The following is a 16720-nucleotide window of genomic DNA, read 5'->3' on the forward strand; positions in this document are numbered from 1 at the left end:
TTCCCCTCCCGCTTGCGGGAGGGGAAAGATCACGCCAGCAGCGACACATTCCCGCCGGCTGCGGTCGTGTCGATGCAGACATGCCGTTCATGCACGCATCGGGCGGCGTAATGTTCATCGGTGAACAGCGGCAGGATCGCGCCGTCGCGTGCGGCGAGCGCGATGCGGATGGCGCGCTGGTCATCGGGTGTGCTCCAGGCTGCCACCGCGTCAAAGCCGCTGATCAGCGCCAGATCGCCGCGTTCGATGAACCCGTCGATCGCGTGCGGCCCCCTTGCGCCCGGCACCACGATCAGCGCAGCACAACCTTCCGACTGCGCCGCCTGCGCCTGCTGAATCGCGGCCTCGACCGTCGGCCCCAGGCACAGGATACGGCCTCGCGCATAGGTCGACAGCACGTTCGATTCGCCGGTGGGCCCTGGCATCGTCATGCTGTCCAACGGCAGCTCGGTGACACGCGGCAGGGCAGTCAGCGCCGCTTCGACCTCGGCACGCGATGCGATCCGGGTCAGCGGCGGGAGCGCATTGTGCGGGCCTGAAGCCTCGGCGAAGCGCGGCAGATAACGCGGCCCGCCCGCTTTGGGTCCGGTGCCCGACATCCCCTCGCCACCGAAAGGCTGCGCACCGACCACCGCGCCGATCTGGTTGCGGTTGACGTACATGTTGCCCGCGTGAACCCGCGACGTGACATGATCGACACGGCCATCGATTCGGGTCTGCAGCCCGAAGGTCAGGCCGAATCCGCGCGCGTTGATCCGGTCGATCAGCGCGTCGATCTCGCCGGCCTCGAAGGTCGCGATGTGCAGCACCGGCCCGAAGATTTCCTCGGCTAGGTCGTCGATGCCACCGACCGCAATCGCCGCGGGGCCTATGAACCAGCCGTTCGCCGGAGCCTCGAGCTGCTTGAGCAGCCGCCCGTCGCGCTGGGCTTGCTCGATGTGCGCGGCGATCTTGTCGCGCGCATGCGGATCGATCACCGGTCCGACGTCATTGGCAAGCCACCACGGGTCGCCCAGCGACAGCGCGTCCATCGCGCCGAACAGCATTTCCTTGAGCGGCTCGGCAATATCGCGCTGCACATACAGCATGCGCAGCGCCGAACAGCGCTGGCCCGCCGACTGGAAGGCGGAGGCGACGATGTCGCGCACGGCCTGTTCTGGCAAAGCGGTCGAATCGACGATCATCGCGTTGAGGCCGCCGGTCTCGGCGATAAGCATCGCATCGGGCGGGCAGTGCTCCGCCATGGTGCGGTTGATCGCCTGCGCGGTGGCGGTCGATCCGGTAAAGCAGGTGCCGGCGATTGCGCCATCCCCGGTCAGCGCGGCGCCCACCACCCGGCCCTGTCCGGGCAGCAGCTGCAGCGCGTGGTCGGGGACGCCTGCCTGATGCAGCAGCCGGGTCGCCAGATGCGCGATCAGCGGGGTCTGTTCGGCGGGTTTGGCGAGCACAGCATTGCCCGCCGCAAGCGCCGCTGCGATCTGGCCGGTGAAGATTGCCAGCGGAAAATTCCATGGCGAGATGCAGCTGATGATGCCGCGGGGTGCGAGCGTCGGATTGGCCAGCGCCTCGGCCGCGTAATAGCGCAGGAAATCGACCGCCTCGCGCAGCTCCGCGATCGCATCGAGCGCGGTCTTGCCTGCTTCGCGCGCCAGCAGCGCGAATATCTCGCCATGGTGCTCTTCGAGCAGGTCGGCGGCGCGGTTCAGGATCGCGGCGCGGGTCGCCACCGGTGCATTCCACGGGCGAGCAGCGGCAATGGCGGATGCGGCCTGGTCCGCGGTCGCATCACGCACTGTGCCGATCTGCGTGTCCGGGCTTGCCGGGCTGAACACCTCGCGGGCATGGGTGGCGGCGCTGGGCGCTCCCACGATCAGCGGCGCGGCGTGCCATTGGGTCTGTGCAAAGGCGCTGCGCGATTCGAGGAACGCGTTGAGGTCGGCGCGGTTGGCCAGATCCCAGCCGCGCGAGTTGATCCGCGCCGGGGCATAAAGCGCCTGCGGGCGGATGATCCTGGCATCGGCCTCGGCCCTCGCGGCCTCGAGCTGCTCGAACGGGTCGGCAGCGATCGCCTCGGCGGGCACGGCGTGGTTGGCGAGCTGGTTGACGAACGACGAGTTTGCCCCGTTCTCCAGAAGGCGGCGCACCAGATAGGCCAGCAGTTCGCGGTGCTTGCCCACAGGCGCATAGATCCGCGAGCGGACCTTCTCGTTGCGCAGCAGCGCCCCGTGCAGCGGTTCGCCCATACCGTGCAGCCGCTGGAACTCGAAATCGTCGCGGTTGCCCGCCATCTCGAGGATCGCCGCGACACTGTGCGCATTGTGCGTGGCGAACTGAGGATAGATGCGGTCGGTCAGCTTGAGCAATTGCGCCGCGCAGCAGATGTACGAGATATCGGTCGCAGCCTTGCTCGTGAAGACCGGAAAATCGGGCACACCATCGACCTGCGCGCGCTTGATCTCGCTGTCCCAGTATGCGCCCTTGACCAGCCGGACCATGATCTTGCGATCGAGCGACTTGGCAAGGCCATAGAGCCAGTCGATGACGAAGCTGGCACGTTTGCCGAACGCCTGGACCACGACGCCAAGTCCGTCCCAGCCGGCGAGGGACGTATCGGCAAGCACCAGCTTGATGATGTCGAGCGACATGCCGAGGCGATAGGCTTCCTCTGCATCGATATTGAGCCCGATGCGCGCATCGCGTGCGGCGCGGGCGAGCTCGAGCACGCGGTCGGCGAGCGCGGGAACGCATTCGTCCGCCTTGCTCATCTCGTAACGCGGATAGAGCGCGGAAAGCTTGATCGACAGGCCCGGATTGGTGCGCATGTCGTCGGTTCTGGCGGCAGCGGCGATCGCGCGGATCGCGTCCATATAGGCGGCGAAATAGCGGTCGGCATCGGGGAAGGTCAATGCCGCCTCGCCCAGCATGTCGTAGCTGAAGGTCGCGCCCTCGTCGGCCCATTTGCGCGAACGCTTGAGCGCTTCGTCCATGTCTTCGCCTAGCACGAACTGGTTGCCCAGCTCCTTCATGGCCCGGCGCACGGCGGCGCGGATGACCGGCTCGCCCAATCGCTTGATTGCCCCGCGAAGCGCGTCGAGCGGTCCCTTGCTGACTGATCCTTCGAGCACCGACTGGGTCATCGAGAGCGCGAAAGTGCTGGCGTTGACCAGGCTGTGTTCGGACTTGCCGAAATGCTCGCGCCAGTTGGCTGGCGAAATCTTGTCCTCGATCAGGTCGTCGATCGTCTCGGCGTCGGGCACCCGCAGCAGCGCCTCGGCCAGCGTCATCAGCGCCAGCCCCTCGTCGCTCGACAGGCCGTATTGACCCAGGAAGCTCTCCATCAGCGTGGGGCCGGAAGCCGCACGGACATCCTCCACCACGCGCACCGCGCGCGCACGGATGCGGGCGCGCAGTTCGGGCGACGGGGCATAGCTCGCGATCAGATGGTCGAGCACCGCACCTTCATCGGCCCGGTGATGAGCGCGCACGGCATCGCGCAATGCAAGCAGTTCGGTCATGGCTAAAGCCTTGTCTGGGGAGGACGTTGTGGGTTCGCCCATACAGCAATTTCAGGGGTTTTGAAGGGGTGTGATTGCCTGCGCCTCTCCCCTCCCGCTGGCGGGGGGGCAGGTCCGGCCTGCCGGACAGGGGTGGGCTTGGGAGCACCACCTTGGCGTTCAGGCCCACCCCGGCCTTCGGCCACCCCTCCCGCAAGCGGGAGGGGAGAGGGATCTCTCAGATAACCCCGACGTCCTTGCCCGCCGCTTCGAAAATTCCCAGGATCTGCGTCACCTGTTCGCTCGAATGTTCGGCGCACAGCGAGCAGCGCAACAGCGTCATGCCCGCAGGGGTTGCGGGCGGGCGGGCGAGGTTGACGTACAGCCCGCGGTCGAGCAGCGCCTCCCACATCTGGGCACCTTTCAGCATGTCGGTCATGATCACCGCGATGATGCCGCTCTGCGCTTCGGGTGTGCCAAGCTGGAAGCCGAGGTCGCGCAGGCCCTGGTGCAGCCGCTTGGAGTTTTCCCACAGGTGTGCGCGCTTGTTGCCCGCGTGCATCAGCTTGCGGATGCTGGTCGCGGCGGTGGCGACAACCGACGGCGGCAGGCTGGCGGTGAACACATAGGGGCGGCAGACGAGCCGCAGCACTTCGAACTTGGGGTGGTTGGATACGCAGAAGCCGCCGACGGTGCCGACCGACTTGCTGAACGTGCCGATGATGAAATCGACATCGTCCATCACGCCCGCCGCTTCGGCAACGCCGCGGCCGTTCTGGCCGATAAAGCCCATCGAATGCGCTTCATCGACCAGCACCATTGCGCCTGCAGCCTTGGAGATGGCGACCATTTCCTTGAGCGGCGCAATATCGCCGAGCATCGAATAGACGCCTTCGAGCACGACCAGCTTGCCCGCTTCAGGAGGGAGGCGCTTCAGCCGCTTTTCCAGCGCCTCGACATCGTTGTGCCGGAAGGCGACGATCTGGGCGTTGCCCAGCGAACAGCCGTCATAGATCGAGGCATGGCTGTCGATGTCGAGGATGATGTAATCCTCCTTGCCTGCCATGGTCGAGATGATGCCGAGGTTCGCCTGGTATCCGGTGGAAAAGACCATCGCATGGTCCATCCCGTAGAATTCCTTGAGCGCCTCTTCGCAGTCGCGGTGTCCGGCGTAGGTGCCGTTGAGCACGCGGCTGCCGGTGGTGCCCGATCCGAAATTGTCGAGCGCAGTCTTGCCGGCGTCGAGCACATCGGGATCGAAGGTCATCCCCATATAGTTGTAAGTGCCCAGCAGGATCGTTTCCTTGCCGTTGCACATCGCCACGGTGGGCGATTTGACCGATTCCATGACCAGCGCATAAGGATCGCGCACGCCGTGCGAAAGCAGCGCCTCGCGCTCCCCGATCAGGGCGTCGAACTTGGAAAACAGGTCGGTCATGGGGTCATTCTCTGTTGGGGGCAGGCAGGCGAGAAACAGCAGATGGGGTCAGGCGGTGAGTTTTTCCACCGCGGCGACCAGCTGGCCGACGGTTTCGATCTCCGCCTGCATGTTCATGGTGATGATGATGTCGAATTCATCCTCGATCGCGGCGACGAAATCCATGACGGTCAGGCTGTCCCACTCCAGATCACCCGCAAAGGTGGTGCCATCGGTCAGCGCGACGCCCTTTTTGTTGAACGGCTCGATCTGCGCGGCGATGCGCTCATAAGTGGCGGGGCTGTCGGTCATGGGTGTCTTTCGTCGATCAAGTGTGGGCACCGCCTTGCCCCGCGATTGCGGCATAAACGCGGCAGTATGTGGAAGCCTGAAGGCCAGTGCGGCGGCGCTTGTCAAGCACGGCGCGTCTATGTCATTAATCTGTAATGGAAGAGGGGGCCAAAGCAGCGCGAGTCGAAACGCCGAGACCGGCGATTCCCACCCCATGGCTGCAGACCCCGCACACCTTCTCGCCGCATGCCATCCACTTGATCCGCACATCGGTTCAGACCAATCTCGCATTGAGCCAGATGGCCGACCAGAAGGCGAGCATTCTGATGGGCGCGACCTTCGTGGTGTTCACAATTTCGGTCGGCCAGGCGCGCAGCGGCAACTTCACGCTGCCGCTGATCGTGCTCGCGCTGTTCGCGTTCCTCTCGGCGATGTGCGCGGTGTTCGCCATCCTGCCCTCGGTGCGCGGAACCCCAACGCCCAAAGCCAATGTTCCGCCCGGATCGACCAACTTCATGTTCTTCGGTAATTTTTCCGCGATGGCGGAAGATGACTTTGCCGATCTGGTGATCGACCAACTGCACACCGACGAGACAATCTTCCGTACCATGCTGCGCGATGTCCACCAGAACGGCATGGTGCTGCAGCACAAGAAGTACCGCTATCTCGGCCATGCCTATCGCATCTTCCTGATCGGCCTGTCGCTGACCTTCGCTTTGTTCCTGGTCGAGCTGGCGCTGGGCCGCTCGCTTATTTGAGCCAGCCCTGGGCACGATACCAGCGCGCGGTGTCTGCCAGTCCCTGACGTGTCGGTATCTCGGCACTCCACAGTTGCGACGGGGGTTTCCGGTCCGGATGGGCGGTCCAGTCGCTGTGCGCGATGTAGCGCGCCCGGTCGGGGGTCAGCTTCGCCGCCTTGCCGCGCAGCAGCCGGTCGCCCTGCGCGGCCAGATGCAGCGCTAGCTTGGGCGTGCTGAACGCGCGGACCTTGCGCCCCACCGCATCGCCCAGCGCATCGGCAAAATCCTTGTGGCTCCAGCCGCGCGGGGCACCGTCATCGACTTCGTGGATCGCGTTCGCATCACCTGCACCGCCCGCAAGCCGCACCAGCAGCGCGGCGAGATCGGCGACATGCACGACCGACATCCGCCCGCCCGGCGGCAACATCACCACGCCGCGCACCGCCATCCGGAACAGGTCGAGCATCTCGGTATCGCCCGGGCCATAGACCGCGGGCGGGCGCACCATCTGCCAGTCGAGCCCGGATGCGACGACTCGCGCCTCGGCCTCGGCCTTGGACCAGCAGTAGTTCGACAGGCCAGGCTCGCGTGCGGCGAGCGACGAGACGTGAATGAACCGCGCAACCCCAGCCGCCTTCGCCGCCGCCAGCATGTTTTCGGTGCCGGTGATGTTGCCCGCGATGAAGCCCGCGCGGTCGGGCGCGTTGACCACGCCCGCGATATGCAGCACGCAATCGGCGCCGATGCACAGCTCGGAGAGGCTTTCAGGGTCGTCCAGCGCGCCTGGTACCCAGATTACGCCTTCGCGTTCCGGCTGCGGACGGCGGGTCAGCGCGCGGACCTGGTGACCGCTGGCCAGAGCCGCATCGATGCTCGCACCGCCGACAAAGCCGGTCCCGCCGGTCATCGCGATCACGCTCACAACAGCACCATCTGATCGCGGTGGACCAGCGCACTGCGCGGCGCATAGCCGAGCACCTCGGCGATCGCATCGCTGCGCAGCCCCATGATCCGTGCCGCATCGCCAGCGTCATATTCGGCCAGCCCCCGCGCGATCGTCTCTCCGCTTGCGTTCAAGATCTCGATCACGTCGCCGCGTACGAACTTGCCGTCCACGGCGGTGGCGCCCGCGGCGAGCAGGCTCGATCCCTTGGCGAGCGCGGCTTGCGCTCCTGCATCCACGGTGATCCGCCCGCGCGCGGTCATGCGCCCCGCCAGCCACAATTTGCGGCCCTTGCCCTGCGGCCCGGCGGTGAACACTGTGGCTCGGCCGCCCGCCGCCAGCCTGGCGAGCGGGTGGTCGTGCGTGCCGTTGGCGATGGCGAGGTGCGCGCCCGCGCTGGTCGCGATCCGTGCCGCCTCGAGCTTGGAGAGCATACCGCCCGATCCCATCCCCGATGCAGAGCCGCCATCGGCCATGGCGCGGATCCGCGCATCGATCCGCGCGACGCTCTCGACAAGCTTGGCGTCGGGGTCGTTCTTCGGGTTGGCGGTGTAGAGCCCGTCGACGTCGGAGAGCAGCACCACGCCGCCAGCGCCTGCCGCCTGCGCGATGCGCGCGGCGAGCCGGTCGTTGTCGCCGAAGCGGATTTCCTCGGTCGCGACCGAATCATTCTCGTTGATCACCGGCACCACGCCCAGCGCGATCAACCGGCGCAAGGTAGCCGACGCGTTGAGGAAGCGCCTGCGATCTTCCAGATCGTCGAGCGTGACCAGCATCTGCGCGGCGGTGATGGCATGATCACCCAGCAGCTCGGCCCAGCACTGGCTGAGCGCAATCTGCCCGGTGGCGGCGGCTGCCTGCGCATCCTCAAGGCTGGCGCGGCCGCCCTTGGGCAGCCCGAGCCGCCGTGCGCCCAGCGCGATCGCGCCCGAGGAGACGATGACGATGCGCTGCCCGGCCGCGGTCCGCGCGGCGATGTCGTCGACCAAGGACGCCAGCCATTCGCGCCGGACGGTCCCGTCGGGCGCCACCAGCAGCGCCGAGCCGACCTTGACCACCAGCACCGGACAGGCGGCGGCAGACAGCAGGGCGGCGGGGGAAGGGGCGTGGGTCATCGTTCAAATCCCGTTTTCCGGCGAAAGCGGCACCAAGTGAGTTACAGGCGAAACAGACGGTCTTCCATCCCCGTCATTCCCGCGAACGCGGGAATCCCGCTTTTTGCCTGGCCAGCTTTAGAAGCGGGACCCCCGCGTGCGCGGGGGTGACGAGAGAAAGGCACGATATTGCAGAGCCACGGCTTTTAGCCGTTCAAACCGGAGACCAGACCCCCGGCTCGCTGTCGGCATTCGGATCGACCCCTTCGGGCTTTTCGGTCGCGGTATCGCGCGGCAGATATTCGAGCAGTGCGTCGAACAGCGCCTCGATCCCCGCGCCGGTCGCGGCGGAGATCGGGAACACGCGCTCTGCGCCCGCTGCCAGCACCTCGTCGGAGAAATGCTGCATCAGCTCGTCGTCGAGCAGATCGCCCTTGTTGAGCGCCACCAGCCTCGGCTTTTCGTCAAGCCCGGCGCCGTAGTTGGTCAGTTCGCCATTGACGATCCGCATCGCCTCGAGCGGATCGTCGCCATTGGCATCGATCAGATGGATGAGCACCTGGCAGCGTTCGATATGACCCAGGAACCGGTCGCCGATCCCTGCGCCTTCGGCCGCGCCCTCGATCAGCCCGGGGATGTCGGCGAGCACGAACTCGCGGTTCTTGTGCTGGACCACGCCCAATTGCGGACGCAGCGTCGTGAAGGGATAGTCGCCAACCTTGGCGTGGGTGTTGGTCACCTGGTTGATGAAGGTGGACTTGCCAGCATTGGGCAGGCCGACCAACCCTGCATCCGCCATCAGCTTCAGCCGCAGCCAGACATACATTTCCGCGCCTGGCCAGCCCGGGCCGTGCTGGCGCGGGGTACGGTTGGTGCTGGTCTTGTAGCTGAGGTTGCCGCGCCCGCCATCGCCGCCGCGCAGCAGTGTGATCCGCTGGCCTGCATGGGTGAAGTCGGCGAGCACCTCTTCCTTGTCCTCGCTCAGCACCTGGGTGCCGACGGGAACCTTGATCACAAGGTCCTCGCCGCCCGCGCCGGTGCGGTTGCGACCCATGCCGCCGGTGCCGCGCCGCGCCTTGAAGTGCTGGGTGTAGCGAAAGTCGATCAGCGTGTTGAGGCCGCTGACCGCTTCGAAGATGATGTCGCCGCCCTTGCCGCCATTGCCGCCGTCCGGACCGCCATATTCGACGTACTTTTCGCGGCGAAAGGACACCGCGCCCTGTCCGCCGGTACCCGAGCGGATGAAAATCTTGGCTTGATCGAGAAAATGCATGGGGCCGCCCCTAAAGGAAAGGCATGCAAAACGCCAGAGCCAGCGATCACAGGGGCCGGGCGTGCGTCTGCCCGCGGCGCTGGATCGCCTCAAATTGCATGGGACCCCTTGCCTGCGGCCAGCGAAATACGATATTCGCAGTCATCTATGCATCCTCAGACCCCCACCCTTGCGCCGCGCCTGGCGCCCCTGACCCTTTCTGCGGCGGGTGGCAGGTTTGCCGTGCACGCAGGCCCGGACCGCGAGGACGGGAATGACGATGGCCCGCCCGATATCGGCATCGCGGTCAAGACTCGCGCCAAGTCGAAGAAGCCCAGCCAGTATAAGGTGCTGATGCTCAACGACGACTACACCCCGATGGAATTCGTGGTGCTGGTGCTCAAGCGCTTCTTCAGCATGAACATGGACGAGGCGACCCGGGTGATGCTCCACGTCCACCAGAAGGGCGTCGGCGTGTGCGGCATCTTCACCTATGAGGTTGCCGAGACCAAGGTTAACCAGGTGATGGACTTCGCTCGCGAAAACCAGCACCCGCTGCAGTGCACGCTCGAGAAGGTTTGACACCGCAAGCGGCGTTGCCCCCCTTGCACCCGGTGCCGCAGGCGTTAAACAGCGGCGATGGACAAGATCATCATTCGCGGCGGCAAGCCGCTCTCGGGCCGTATTCCCATCTCCGGAGCCAAGAACAGCGCGCTGACGCTGTTGCCGTGCGCGCTGCTCACCGATGAGCCGCTGACGCTGCGCAACCTGCCGCGGCTCGCCGATGTCGACAGCTTCGGCCATCTGCTCAACCAGCTTGGTGTCTCGACCATGATCGAAGGCGCGCGGCCAGAGGATTTCGGCCGGGTGATGACGCTGCGCGCGGGCCGCGTCACCGCAACGGTCGCGCCCTATGACATCGTGCGCAAGATGCGCGCCTCGATCCTGGTGCTGGGCCCCTTGCTGGCGCGCGCGGGCGAGGCGACGGTCTCGCTTCCCGGCGGCTGCGCGATCGGCAACCGCCCGATCGACCTGCACTTGAAGGCGCTGGAGGCGCTGGGCGCGGAGATCGAAATCGCGGCGGGATACGTGACCGCGCGCGCGCCCAAGGGCGGGCTTCCCGGCGGCGACTTCGGCTTTCCCGTGGTTTCCGTCGGCGCGACCGAAAATGCGCTGATGGCCGCGGTGCTCGCCAAGGGTACCTCGACGCTGCGCAATGCCGCGCGTGAACCCGAGATCGTCGACCTGTGCAACCTGCTGGTGGCGATGGGCGCGGTGATCGAGGGCATCGGCGGATCGACCTTGGTCATCCATGGCAAGGACCGGCTGCACGGCGCGACCTATCGCGTGATGGCCGACCGGATCGAGGCGGGCAGCTATGCCTGCGCAGCCGCGATCACCGGCAGCCCGCTCGACCTGATCGGCGCCAGGCTCGACGAGATGGAAGCAACGATCGCCGCTTTGCGTCAGGCCGGCGTGCAAGTCGAGGAAATCGCTGACGGCATCGCGGTGCGCCCCAACGGCAAATTGCAGGCGCTGACCCTCTCGACCGCGCCGTTCCCCGGCTTTGCCACCGACATGCAGGCGCAGTTCATGGCGATGCTGTGCAAGGCCGAAGGCACCAGCATGCTCACCGAGACGATCTTCGAGAACCGCTACATGCACGTGCCCGAACTGAACCGCATGGGCGCACATATCGATGTCAAGGGCCGCACCGCGGTGGTGCACGGCGTCAACCGCATGGTCGGAGCGCCGGTGATGGCGACCGATCTGCGCGCCTCGATGAGCCTGATCATCGCAGGGCTTGCCGCCGAGGGAGAGACCGAGGTCAACCGCGTGTACCATCTCGACCGCGGCTATGAGCGGCTGGAAGAGAAACTGCAGGCAGTCGGCGCAGATATCGAGCGCGTCGGCGGGGATTGACGGGCGGGCTGGCTCATCCCGCTCTCCCCTCCCGCATGCGGGAGGGGCAGGTCCGGCTTGCCGGACCGGGGTGGGCCTGAAACGTTCCGAATCTCAGGCCCACCCCGGCCTCGGCTGCGCCTCAGCCACCCCTCCCGCCAGCGGGAGGGGAGAGGGTTTCGACAAGATCGCGCACCAGCCACAGCCGGATCGCGCTCGCGAGGTTCGGCGGGTCGTCCGCCTCGATCCGTTCGACATCGATCCGGGCCACCAGCGCGTTGAGCGGCAGCATGCGCGCCTCGGCGGCAGCCTTGAGCATGTCCCAGAACAGGGGCTCCAGGCTGATCGAGGTGAGATGCCCCGCAATCTGGATGCTGCGCTTGACCGGGCCGCGATAAAGGTCGTCGGTGGAGATCATCCGGGCGGGTAGAGCCGGTTCATTTCGGCGACATTGGCCGCGATGATCTGTTCGAGCACGCCCAAGTCGATCTGGTCAAGCCGGTTCACATAGAGGCACGACTTTTCCATCTTGTGCTTGCCAAGCCGGGCCAGCAGCGCCTCTTGCTGCGCAGCGGCGGCGCCTTCCAGATCGCTGCACATCAGGTAGATGCTGTGCTTGCCCTTGCGCGGGGCAAAGCCCGATCGCATCGATGTGCCGCTGCGCCCGCTGTCATAGGTATAATGATATTCGCCAAAGCCGATCATGCTCGGCCCCCACATCTTCGCAGGCTCGCCGGTCACACGCTGGTACAGTTCCAGCAGGGCCTGCGCTTCCTCGCGCCGCCGGTCGGGCTCCAGCGCGGCGATATAGCCTTTCACATCGGCATCGGTGGCCACGGTCTTGTTGGCTGCATCCGCCATCTTGCATCCCCCATGATCAAGGCCTAAAGGCTAGCACGTCTGATGGGGAGTAGCCAACCGGTGCGGTGCACCGGTCCGCGCGTCAACACACTTGGTCGAGAGGCCATGGTGCGCGGGTTTCCGGACCTTTTTCGAGGCCCGGCTTCCGGCAAGACCGATGACACCTGATCCCATTGTCCGGCCGGGCAGGGGGAAAGGTGTTGTTGCGTTTTTGCTTGAAACCCTGCTGCCCGGCCCCGGAAGTGATCCTGCTTATGGAAGCCTTTCTCGCCTCGTTGTCACTCGTTGCGCTCGCCGAAATGGGTGACAAGACGCAGCTGCTCGCCATCCTGCTCGCCGCCCGGCTGCGCAAGCCGGTGCCGATCATCGCTGGCATTCTGGTCGCAACACTCGCCAACCATTTTCTCGCGGCCTTGCTCGGCCAGCAGATCGCAGGCCTGCTCGACAGCCCCGCTTTCCGCTATGCCATCGCGGCGGGTTTTGTCGGCATGGCGTTGTGGGCGCTGATCCCCGACACGTTCGACGAGGACGACCAGCCCAAGGCGCGCAGTGCAGGCGTGTTCGTCACCACCCTGATCGCGTTCTTCCTCGTCGAGATGGGCGACAAGACCCAGATCGCCACGGTCGCGATGGGCGCGCATTACCAGAACGTGATCGCGGTGACAGCGGGCACCACCCTGGGCATGATGATTGCCAATGTGCCTGCGGTGCTGCTGGGCCACAGGATCGAGCGCATCCTGCCGATCCGCGCGCTGCAGATCGGCGCAGCTGTGCTGTTTGCAGCGCTCGGGCTTTGGGTCGCGGCGCAGACGGCGGGCTGGGTCGGATAACCGGCGGTTCAGCCGTCGCAGTCGTTCCAGTAATCCTTGTTGGTGGTGCAGCTGCGCAGTCCGCTATAGTGATTGACGGTACACACAGTCTTCATCGGGCAGGCCTTGAACGGGCGAGGGCGATAATCGCGCGGCGGCGCTGCGGGACGGCTGTAGATCGCGGCGGCCTGGGTGCGCAGCGGGGTCATCTGCGACCTGATCGAGTCGTCGCCGTTCCGGATCGCATGATCCATCCAGTACAGCACCTCGGTCTCGTACTTCATCGCGTCCTTGGATTGCAGCAGCGATGATGCCGCCATCACCGCGCCATAGACCTCGCCCTGTTCGGCCATGCTGCGCGACAGCCGATAGGCGAGGTCGAAGTCCTTCTTCGTCCCGCGTCCCTCGCTGATCATCGTGAAGGCCATGATCGTGGAATAGACATGACCGCGCTCGGCTGCCTGGCGGAACAGGTCGAACGCCTTCTTCTCGTCCTTCTTCACGCCCACACCTTCGTGATAATAGATGCCCGCGCGGTGCATCGCGTCGACATGTCCGGCGGCTGCGGCCTGCTCCATCATCCTGACACCGCCCTTGATGTCTTTCGTCCCGTAGCCGCCCTGCGCCAGCAATGTGCCGTACATGTACATGCCCATCGGGTCGCCGCCGGTGGCCGAGGCGCGGATCAGGTCGAGCCCCTGCGACTTGGGAAGGTCGCTGAAGAAGCCCGAATACACCGACAGCCCCACCTCCAGCATCGCGCTGGCGTCCTTCTGCCTGTCGATAAAGCGCCGCGCGATCTTTAGCCCGTCCGGGGTCGAGATGACATGGTTCACCGCCTTGTCGAGCAGCGGCTGCGGAGGGGCGGGGCAGGGCGCAGGGGCGTTGGACGCGTTTTCGTGCGCCCGCGCCCAGGCCTCTTCGTCCGCGGATATCGCCGCGCCCTTGTCGAGATCGTTGATCAGCCGGTCATAGGCGACATGGCAATCGGTGCGCGGCTGGTGCAGCCGTTGCGGATCGGGGGCCGATCCGGCGGTCAGCGTTGCGGGCTGCGCAGCAAGAACCAGGGCCAGGCCAGCGCCTGCGGCAATTCGGGCAAATCGGGAGAGCATGGTCGAGGCATCCTTGGAACCAGCCATGTGGCTGGAAGGTGGCTTGCGACCTTGAGGCCAAGGCTAGAATCGCGCCGTGCCCAAGTCAACATCACCGGCATGGCGCACTGCACACTTGCCCCTGCTGTGCCGCGCTGATAGTCGGCGCGCGAGCACCTACATCAGCAGAAAGTCCGCTTGCATGACCCAATCCGTCAACCGCGTCGTTCTGGCCTTTTCGGGCGGGCTGGATACCAGCGTCATCCTCAAGTGGCTGCAGCAGACCTATAATTGCGAGGTCGTGACCTTCACCGCCGATCTCGGCCAGGGCGAGGAGCTGGAGCCCGCGCGCGCCAAGGCGCAGATGATGGGCGTGAAGCCGGAACACATCTTCATCGACGACCTGCGCGAGGAGTTCGTCAAGGATTACGTGTTCCCGATGATGCGCGCCAATGCGGTGTACGAGGGCACCTATCTGCTGGGCACCTCGATCGCGCGGCCGCTGATCGCCAAGCGCCAGATCGAGATCGCCAAAATGGTCGGCGCAGATGCGGTCAGCCACGGCGCGACCGGCAAGGGCAACGATCAGGTGCGCTTCGAACTTGGCTATTACGCGCTCGATCCCGACGTCAAGGTGATCGCCCCGTGGCGCGAATGGGACCTGACCAGCCGTACCAAGCTGATCGAGTTCGCCGAGACTCACCAGATTCCGGTGAGCAAGGACAAGCGCGGCGAAGCGCCTTTCTCGACCGATGCGAACATGCTGCACACCTCGTCCGAGGGCAAGGTGCTCGAAGATCCGTGGGATGAAGTCCCCGACTATGTCTATTCGCGCACCCACCACCCCGAGGATGCGCCCGACACGCCCGAATATATCACGATCGATTTCGAGCGCGGCGACGGCGTCGCGATCAACGGCGAGGGCATGAGCCCGGCGACCCTCCTCGAAAAGCTCAACGAGTATGGCAAGACCCACGGCATCGGACGGCTGGATCTGGTCGAGAACCGCTTCGTCGGCATGAAGTCGCGCGGCATGTACGAAACGCCGGGCGGCACGATCTATCACATCGCGCACCGCGGCATCGAGCAGCTGACGCTGGATCGCGGGGCTGCGCACCTCAAGGACGAGCTTGCACCGCGCTATGCCGAGCTGATCTACAACGGCCTGTGGTTCAGCCCCGAGCGCGAGATGCTGCAGGCGGCGATCGACCACAGCCAGGCGCATGTCACCGGCACCGTGCGGCTCAAGCTCTACAAGGGCAACGCCTGGGTCGTCGGCCGCAAGTCGCCGTTCTCGCTGTACAGCGAGAAGGTGGTGACGTTCGAGGACGATGCCGGCGCCTATGACCAGAAGGATGCCGAAGGCTTCATCAAGCTGAACGCGCTGCGCCTGCGCCTGCTGGGCCGCCGGGGGGCCTGAGCGCGCTTATGGAGCGGGCAGAGGGCACGAACCGCACTCTGATGCAGGTGCTGACCTATGCAGGGGCGCTGCCGTTCCTTGCGGGCGCGTCGTGCCACATCACCGGCTATGGCGATGTCAACGCGGCCAATCTCACCTGCTACTGGGCGTTCACCATCCTGATGTTCATGGCGGGGACGCTGTGGGGCATTCAGGTGGTGGCGCCGCAGAAGGTCAGCCCCAATCTGCTGATCGCCAGCAACGTCGTGGTGCTGGGCACCTGCGCTGCCTTGTGGTTCGTGCCGTTCAACGAGGCGGCTTTGCTGTTCGCGATCGGATTCGGCGTGCTGCTGTGGCTCGACCGCCGCGCGATGGAGGCGGGGGCGACCGACATGGCCTATGGCACGATGCGCGCCCGCGTCTCGGCGATCGTGATTGCGTGCCTGGTGCTGATCGCGGTCGTGCCGATGGGGACGATCGGCTGACCGGATCCGGGCCGCGCTGGGCGAATCGCCCGTCCGAGTCCTGCTCGCTAACCCTGTTTGTTACACGTGCGTGAAACAAACCATCAGCCCGACTTTAATCCATTGTTGTCCACCATTTTATCCACAGCGAACCCGTGCTGCCTGTGGATAACTTGCGCAATTTTGCTGGCTGCGACTCGGATGTCGTGACACCTTTGTGAAGTCGGAAGGACAGACGGAAAGCGGACTGAAGACCGAGAAAAGCGTTGAAATACAGAGATGTAGATCGTGCTTTGAGGGTCGGAGAGTACGCCCGCCAGGCAGGCCAGCGATGGCAGGTAGGGCGCGAGAGACGGCAGGTGTTATGCACAGGCCAGACATAGGCGGAAAAAGCCGCCCCGCAGCAGAAATGGTGCAGGGATGGGCAGTCCACCGAAGGTCCGAATGAAGAACCGATGATCGGCAGGCAGGCGAAATGCGGGACGCAAGTCCGGGATGGAGCAGCAGGCCGGTGCGATGCCCCGGGCCTTGCAAAATGCGGGTCAGGACAACCGGTTAACGCGCATGATCCTTCGGGATGGTGCTGCCGGGCCGGATGACGTGAAACGGATGCGCAAAAATGGGGTGTCAGGCAGAGCGCGGACCCGGGTCCATCGGTCTTCGGACCACATGGCACCGGGCCTCGCGCGAAGCCGGACGCTTGGGAAGGATCTTCAGGACCGAAGCGGCGTCCGCAGCAATGCAGCTGTCGCAACCGCAAACCTGAAAACGGATACGTCGGCCCAGCCGCTCGCGGCGCAGCAGACGAACCATTTTGAGGCGGGAAACCGCCTTCGGGGCTTCGGCCAAAAGGACCGGTTGATCAGATCAGGCGCAGTGGGGGCCGACAGCAATGTCGGCCCCCGTTTTGCGTTTGGGCCCTAGGCAGCCCCGATCGCGTCGGCTACCCAGCACCCAGGGCTC

At 65.4% G+C, this 16720-nt stretch carries 15 protein-coding genes and 1 riboswitch; of the genes, 6 read left to right on the forward strand and 9 right to left on the reverse strand.

Going from position 1 to position 16720, the window contains the following annotated elements; all coding sequences use genetic code 11:
• Positions 1 to 29: 29 nt before the first annotated feature.
• From putA to B5J99_RS09385, 3 genes are all read right to left on the reverse strand, one after another.
• Positions 30 to 3515, reverse strand: a complete 3486-nt coding sequence (gene putA / locus B5J99_RS09375; RefSeq protein ID WP_117352255.1) for a bifunctional proline dehydrogenase/L-glutamate gamma-semialdehyde dehydrogenase PutA — start codon at positions 3513 to 3515, stop codon at positions 30 to 32.
• Positions 3516 to 3732: 217 nt separating this feature from the next.
• Positions 3733 to 4932 carry a serine palmitoyltransferase gene (spt, locus tag B5J99_RS09380; protein WP_117352256.1) on the reverse strand — a complete coding sequence of 400 codons (1200 nt, stop codon included), beginning with the start codon at positions 4930 to 4932 and terminating at the stop codon, positions 3733 to 3735.
• A gap of 48 nt (positions 4933 to 4980) precedes the next feature.
• Positions 4981 to 5223: an acyl carrier protein gene (locus B5J99_RS09385; protein WP_117352257.1), complete on the reverse strand. Its 243-nt coding sequence runs from the start codon at positions 5221 to 5223 to the stop codon at positions 4981 to 4983.
• 236 nt (positions 5224 to 5459) lie between these two features.
• Here B5J99_RS09385 and B5J99_RS09390 point away from each other — a divergent pair, with 236 nt between their 5' ends.
• Positions 5460 to 5960 (forward strand): Pycsar system effector family protein, encoded by a 501-nt coding sequence (locus B5J99_RS09390; protein ID WP_231683640.1) that lies wholly within the window; start codon positions 5460 to 5462, stop codon positions 5958 to 5960.
• On the opposite strand, the gene B5J99_RS09395 is transcribed toward B5J99_RS09390, so the two are convergent.
• The 3 genes from B5J99_RS09395 to obgE all read right to left on the reverse strand — a co-directional run bounded on the left by B5J99_RS09395 (position 5953) and on the right by obgE (position 9252).
• On the reverse strand, positions 5953 to 6864 hold the full coding sequence (locus B5J99_RS09395; protein WP_117352259.1) for an NAD-dependent epimerase/dehydratase family protein: 912 nt from the start codon (positions 6862 to 6864) through the stop codon (positions 5953 to 5955). The genes B5J99_RS09390 and B5J99_RS09395 overlap by 8 nt on opposite strands.
• Positions 6861 to 8000: a glutamate 5-kinase gene (gene proB, locus B5J99_RS09400; protein WP_117352260.1), complete on the reverse strand. Its 1140-nt coding sequence runs from the start codon at positions 7998 to 8000 to the stop codon at positions 6861 to 6863. Before proB ends, B5J99_RS09395 begins: the two co-directional genes overlap by 4 nt.
• A 193-nt stretch (positions 8001 to 8193) precedes the next feature.
• The gene (obgE, locus tag B5J99_RS09405) at positions 8194 to 9252 is read right to left on the reverse strand and encodes a GTPase ObgE (protein WP_054133430.1); all 1059 of its coding nucleotides are present in this window, start codon (positions 9250 to 9252) and stop codon (positions 8194 to 8196) included.
• 147 nt (positions 9253 to 9399) lie between these two features.
• Here obgE and clpS point away from each other — a divergent pair, with 147 nt between their 5' ends.
• Together clpS and murA are read left to right on the forward strand one after the other, a co-directional pair.
• Positions 9400 to 9813 carry an ATP-dependent Clp protease adapter ClpS gene (clpS, locus tag B5J99_RS09410; RefSeq protein WP_054133429.1) on the forward strand — a complete coding sequence of 138 codons (414 nt, stop codon included), beginning with the start codon at positions 9400 to 9402 and terminating at the stop codon, positions 9811 to 9813.
• A gap of 57 nt (positions 9814 to 9870) precedes the next feature.
• Entirely contained in the window at positions 9871 to 11154 is a 1284-nt protein-coding gene (murA, locus tag B5J99_RS09415) for a UDP-N-acetylglucosamine 1-carboxyvinyltransferase (RefSeq protein WP_117352261.1), read from the forward strand.
• Positions 11155 to 11275: 121 nt separating this feature from the next.
• Here the strand turns inward: murA and B5J99_RS09420 are convergent, their stop codons facing one another.
• Together B5J99_RS09420 and B5J99_RS09425 are read right to left on the reverse strand one after the other, a co-directional pair.
• Entirely contained in the window at positions 11276 to 11551 is a 276-nt protein-coding gene (locus B5J99_RS09420) for a ribbon-helix-helix domain-containing protein (protein WP_054133427.1), read from the reverse strand.
• Positions 11548 to 11994, reverse strand: a complete 447-nt coding sequence (locus tag B5J99_RS09425; RefSeq protein ID WP_054133426.1) for a DUF1801 domain-containing protein — start codon at positions 11992 to 11994, stop codon at positions 11548 to 11550. Before B5J99_RS09425 ends, B5J99_RS09420 begins: the two co-directional genes overlap by 4 nt.
• A gap of 38 nt (positions 11995 to 12032) precedes the next feature.
• A riboswitch (yybP-ykoY riboswitch) is annotated at positions 12033 to 12222 on the forward strand.
• A gap of 26 nt (positions 12223 to 12248) precedes the next feature.
• Here B5J99_RS09425 and B5J99_RS09430 point away from each other — a divergent pair.
• A complete protein-coding gene (locus B5J99_RS09430) occupies positions 12249 to 12824 on the forward strand; it encodes a TMEM165/GDT1 family protein (protein WP_054133425.1) in 576 nt (191 codons plus the stop codon).
• 8 nt (positions 12825 to 12832) lie between these two features.
• Here B5J99_RS09430 and B5J99_RS09435 read toward each other — a convergent pair whose 3' ends face one another.
• Positions 12833 to 13942, reverse strand: coding sequence for a tetratricopeptide repeat protein (locus B5J99_RS09435; RefSeq protein WP_117352262.1), 1110 nt, complete (start codon positions 13940 to 13942; stop codon positions 12833 to 12835).
• Between the two features lie 154 nt (positions 13943 to 14096).
• On the opposite strand from B5J99_RS09435, the gene B5J99_RS09440 reads away from it, so the two are divergent.
• Both B5J99_RS09440 and B5J99_RS09445 read left to right on the forward strand, forming a co-directional pair.
• Positions 14097 to 15314 carry an argininosuccinate synthase gene (locus tag B5J99_RS09440; protein ID WP_117352263.1) on the forward strand — a complete coding sequence of 406 codons (1218 nt, stop codon included), beginning with the start codon at positions 14097 to 14099 and terminating at the stop codon, positions 15312 to 15314.
• Between the two features lie 8 nt (positions 15315 to 15322).
• Positions 15323 to 15778 carry a DUF3429 domain-containing protein gene (locus B5J99_RS09445; protein ID WP_054133422.1) on the forward strand — a complete coding sequence of 152 codons (456 nt, stop codon included), beginning with the start codon at positions 15323 to 15325 and terminating at the stop codon, positions 15776 to 15778.
• Positions 15779 to 16720: the final 942 nt, after the last annotated feature.

Source organism: Blastomonas fulva, from assembly GCF_003431825.1.
GTDB classification, from domain to species: domain Bacteria; phylum Pseudomonadota; class Alphaproteobacteria; order Sphingomonadales; family Sphingomonadaceae; genus Blastomonas; species Blastomonas fulva.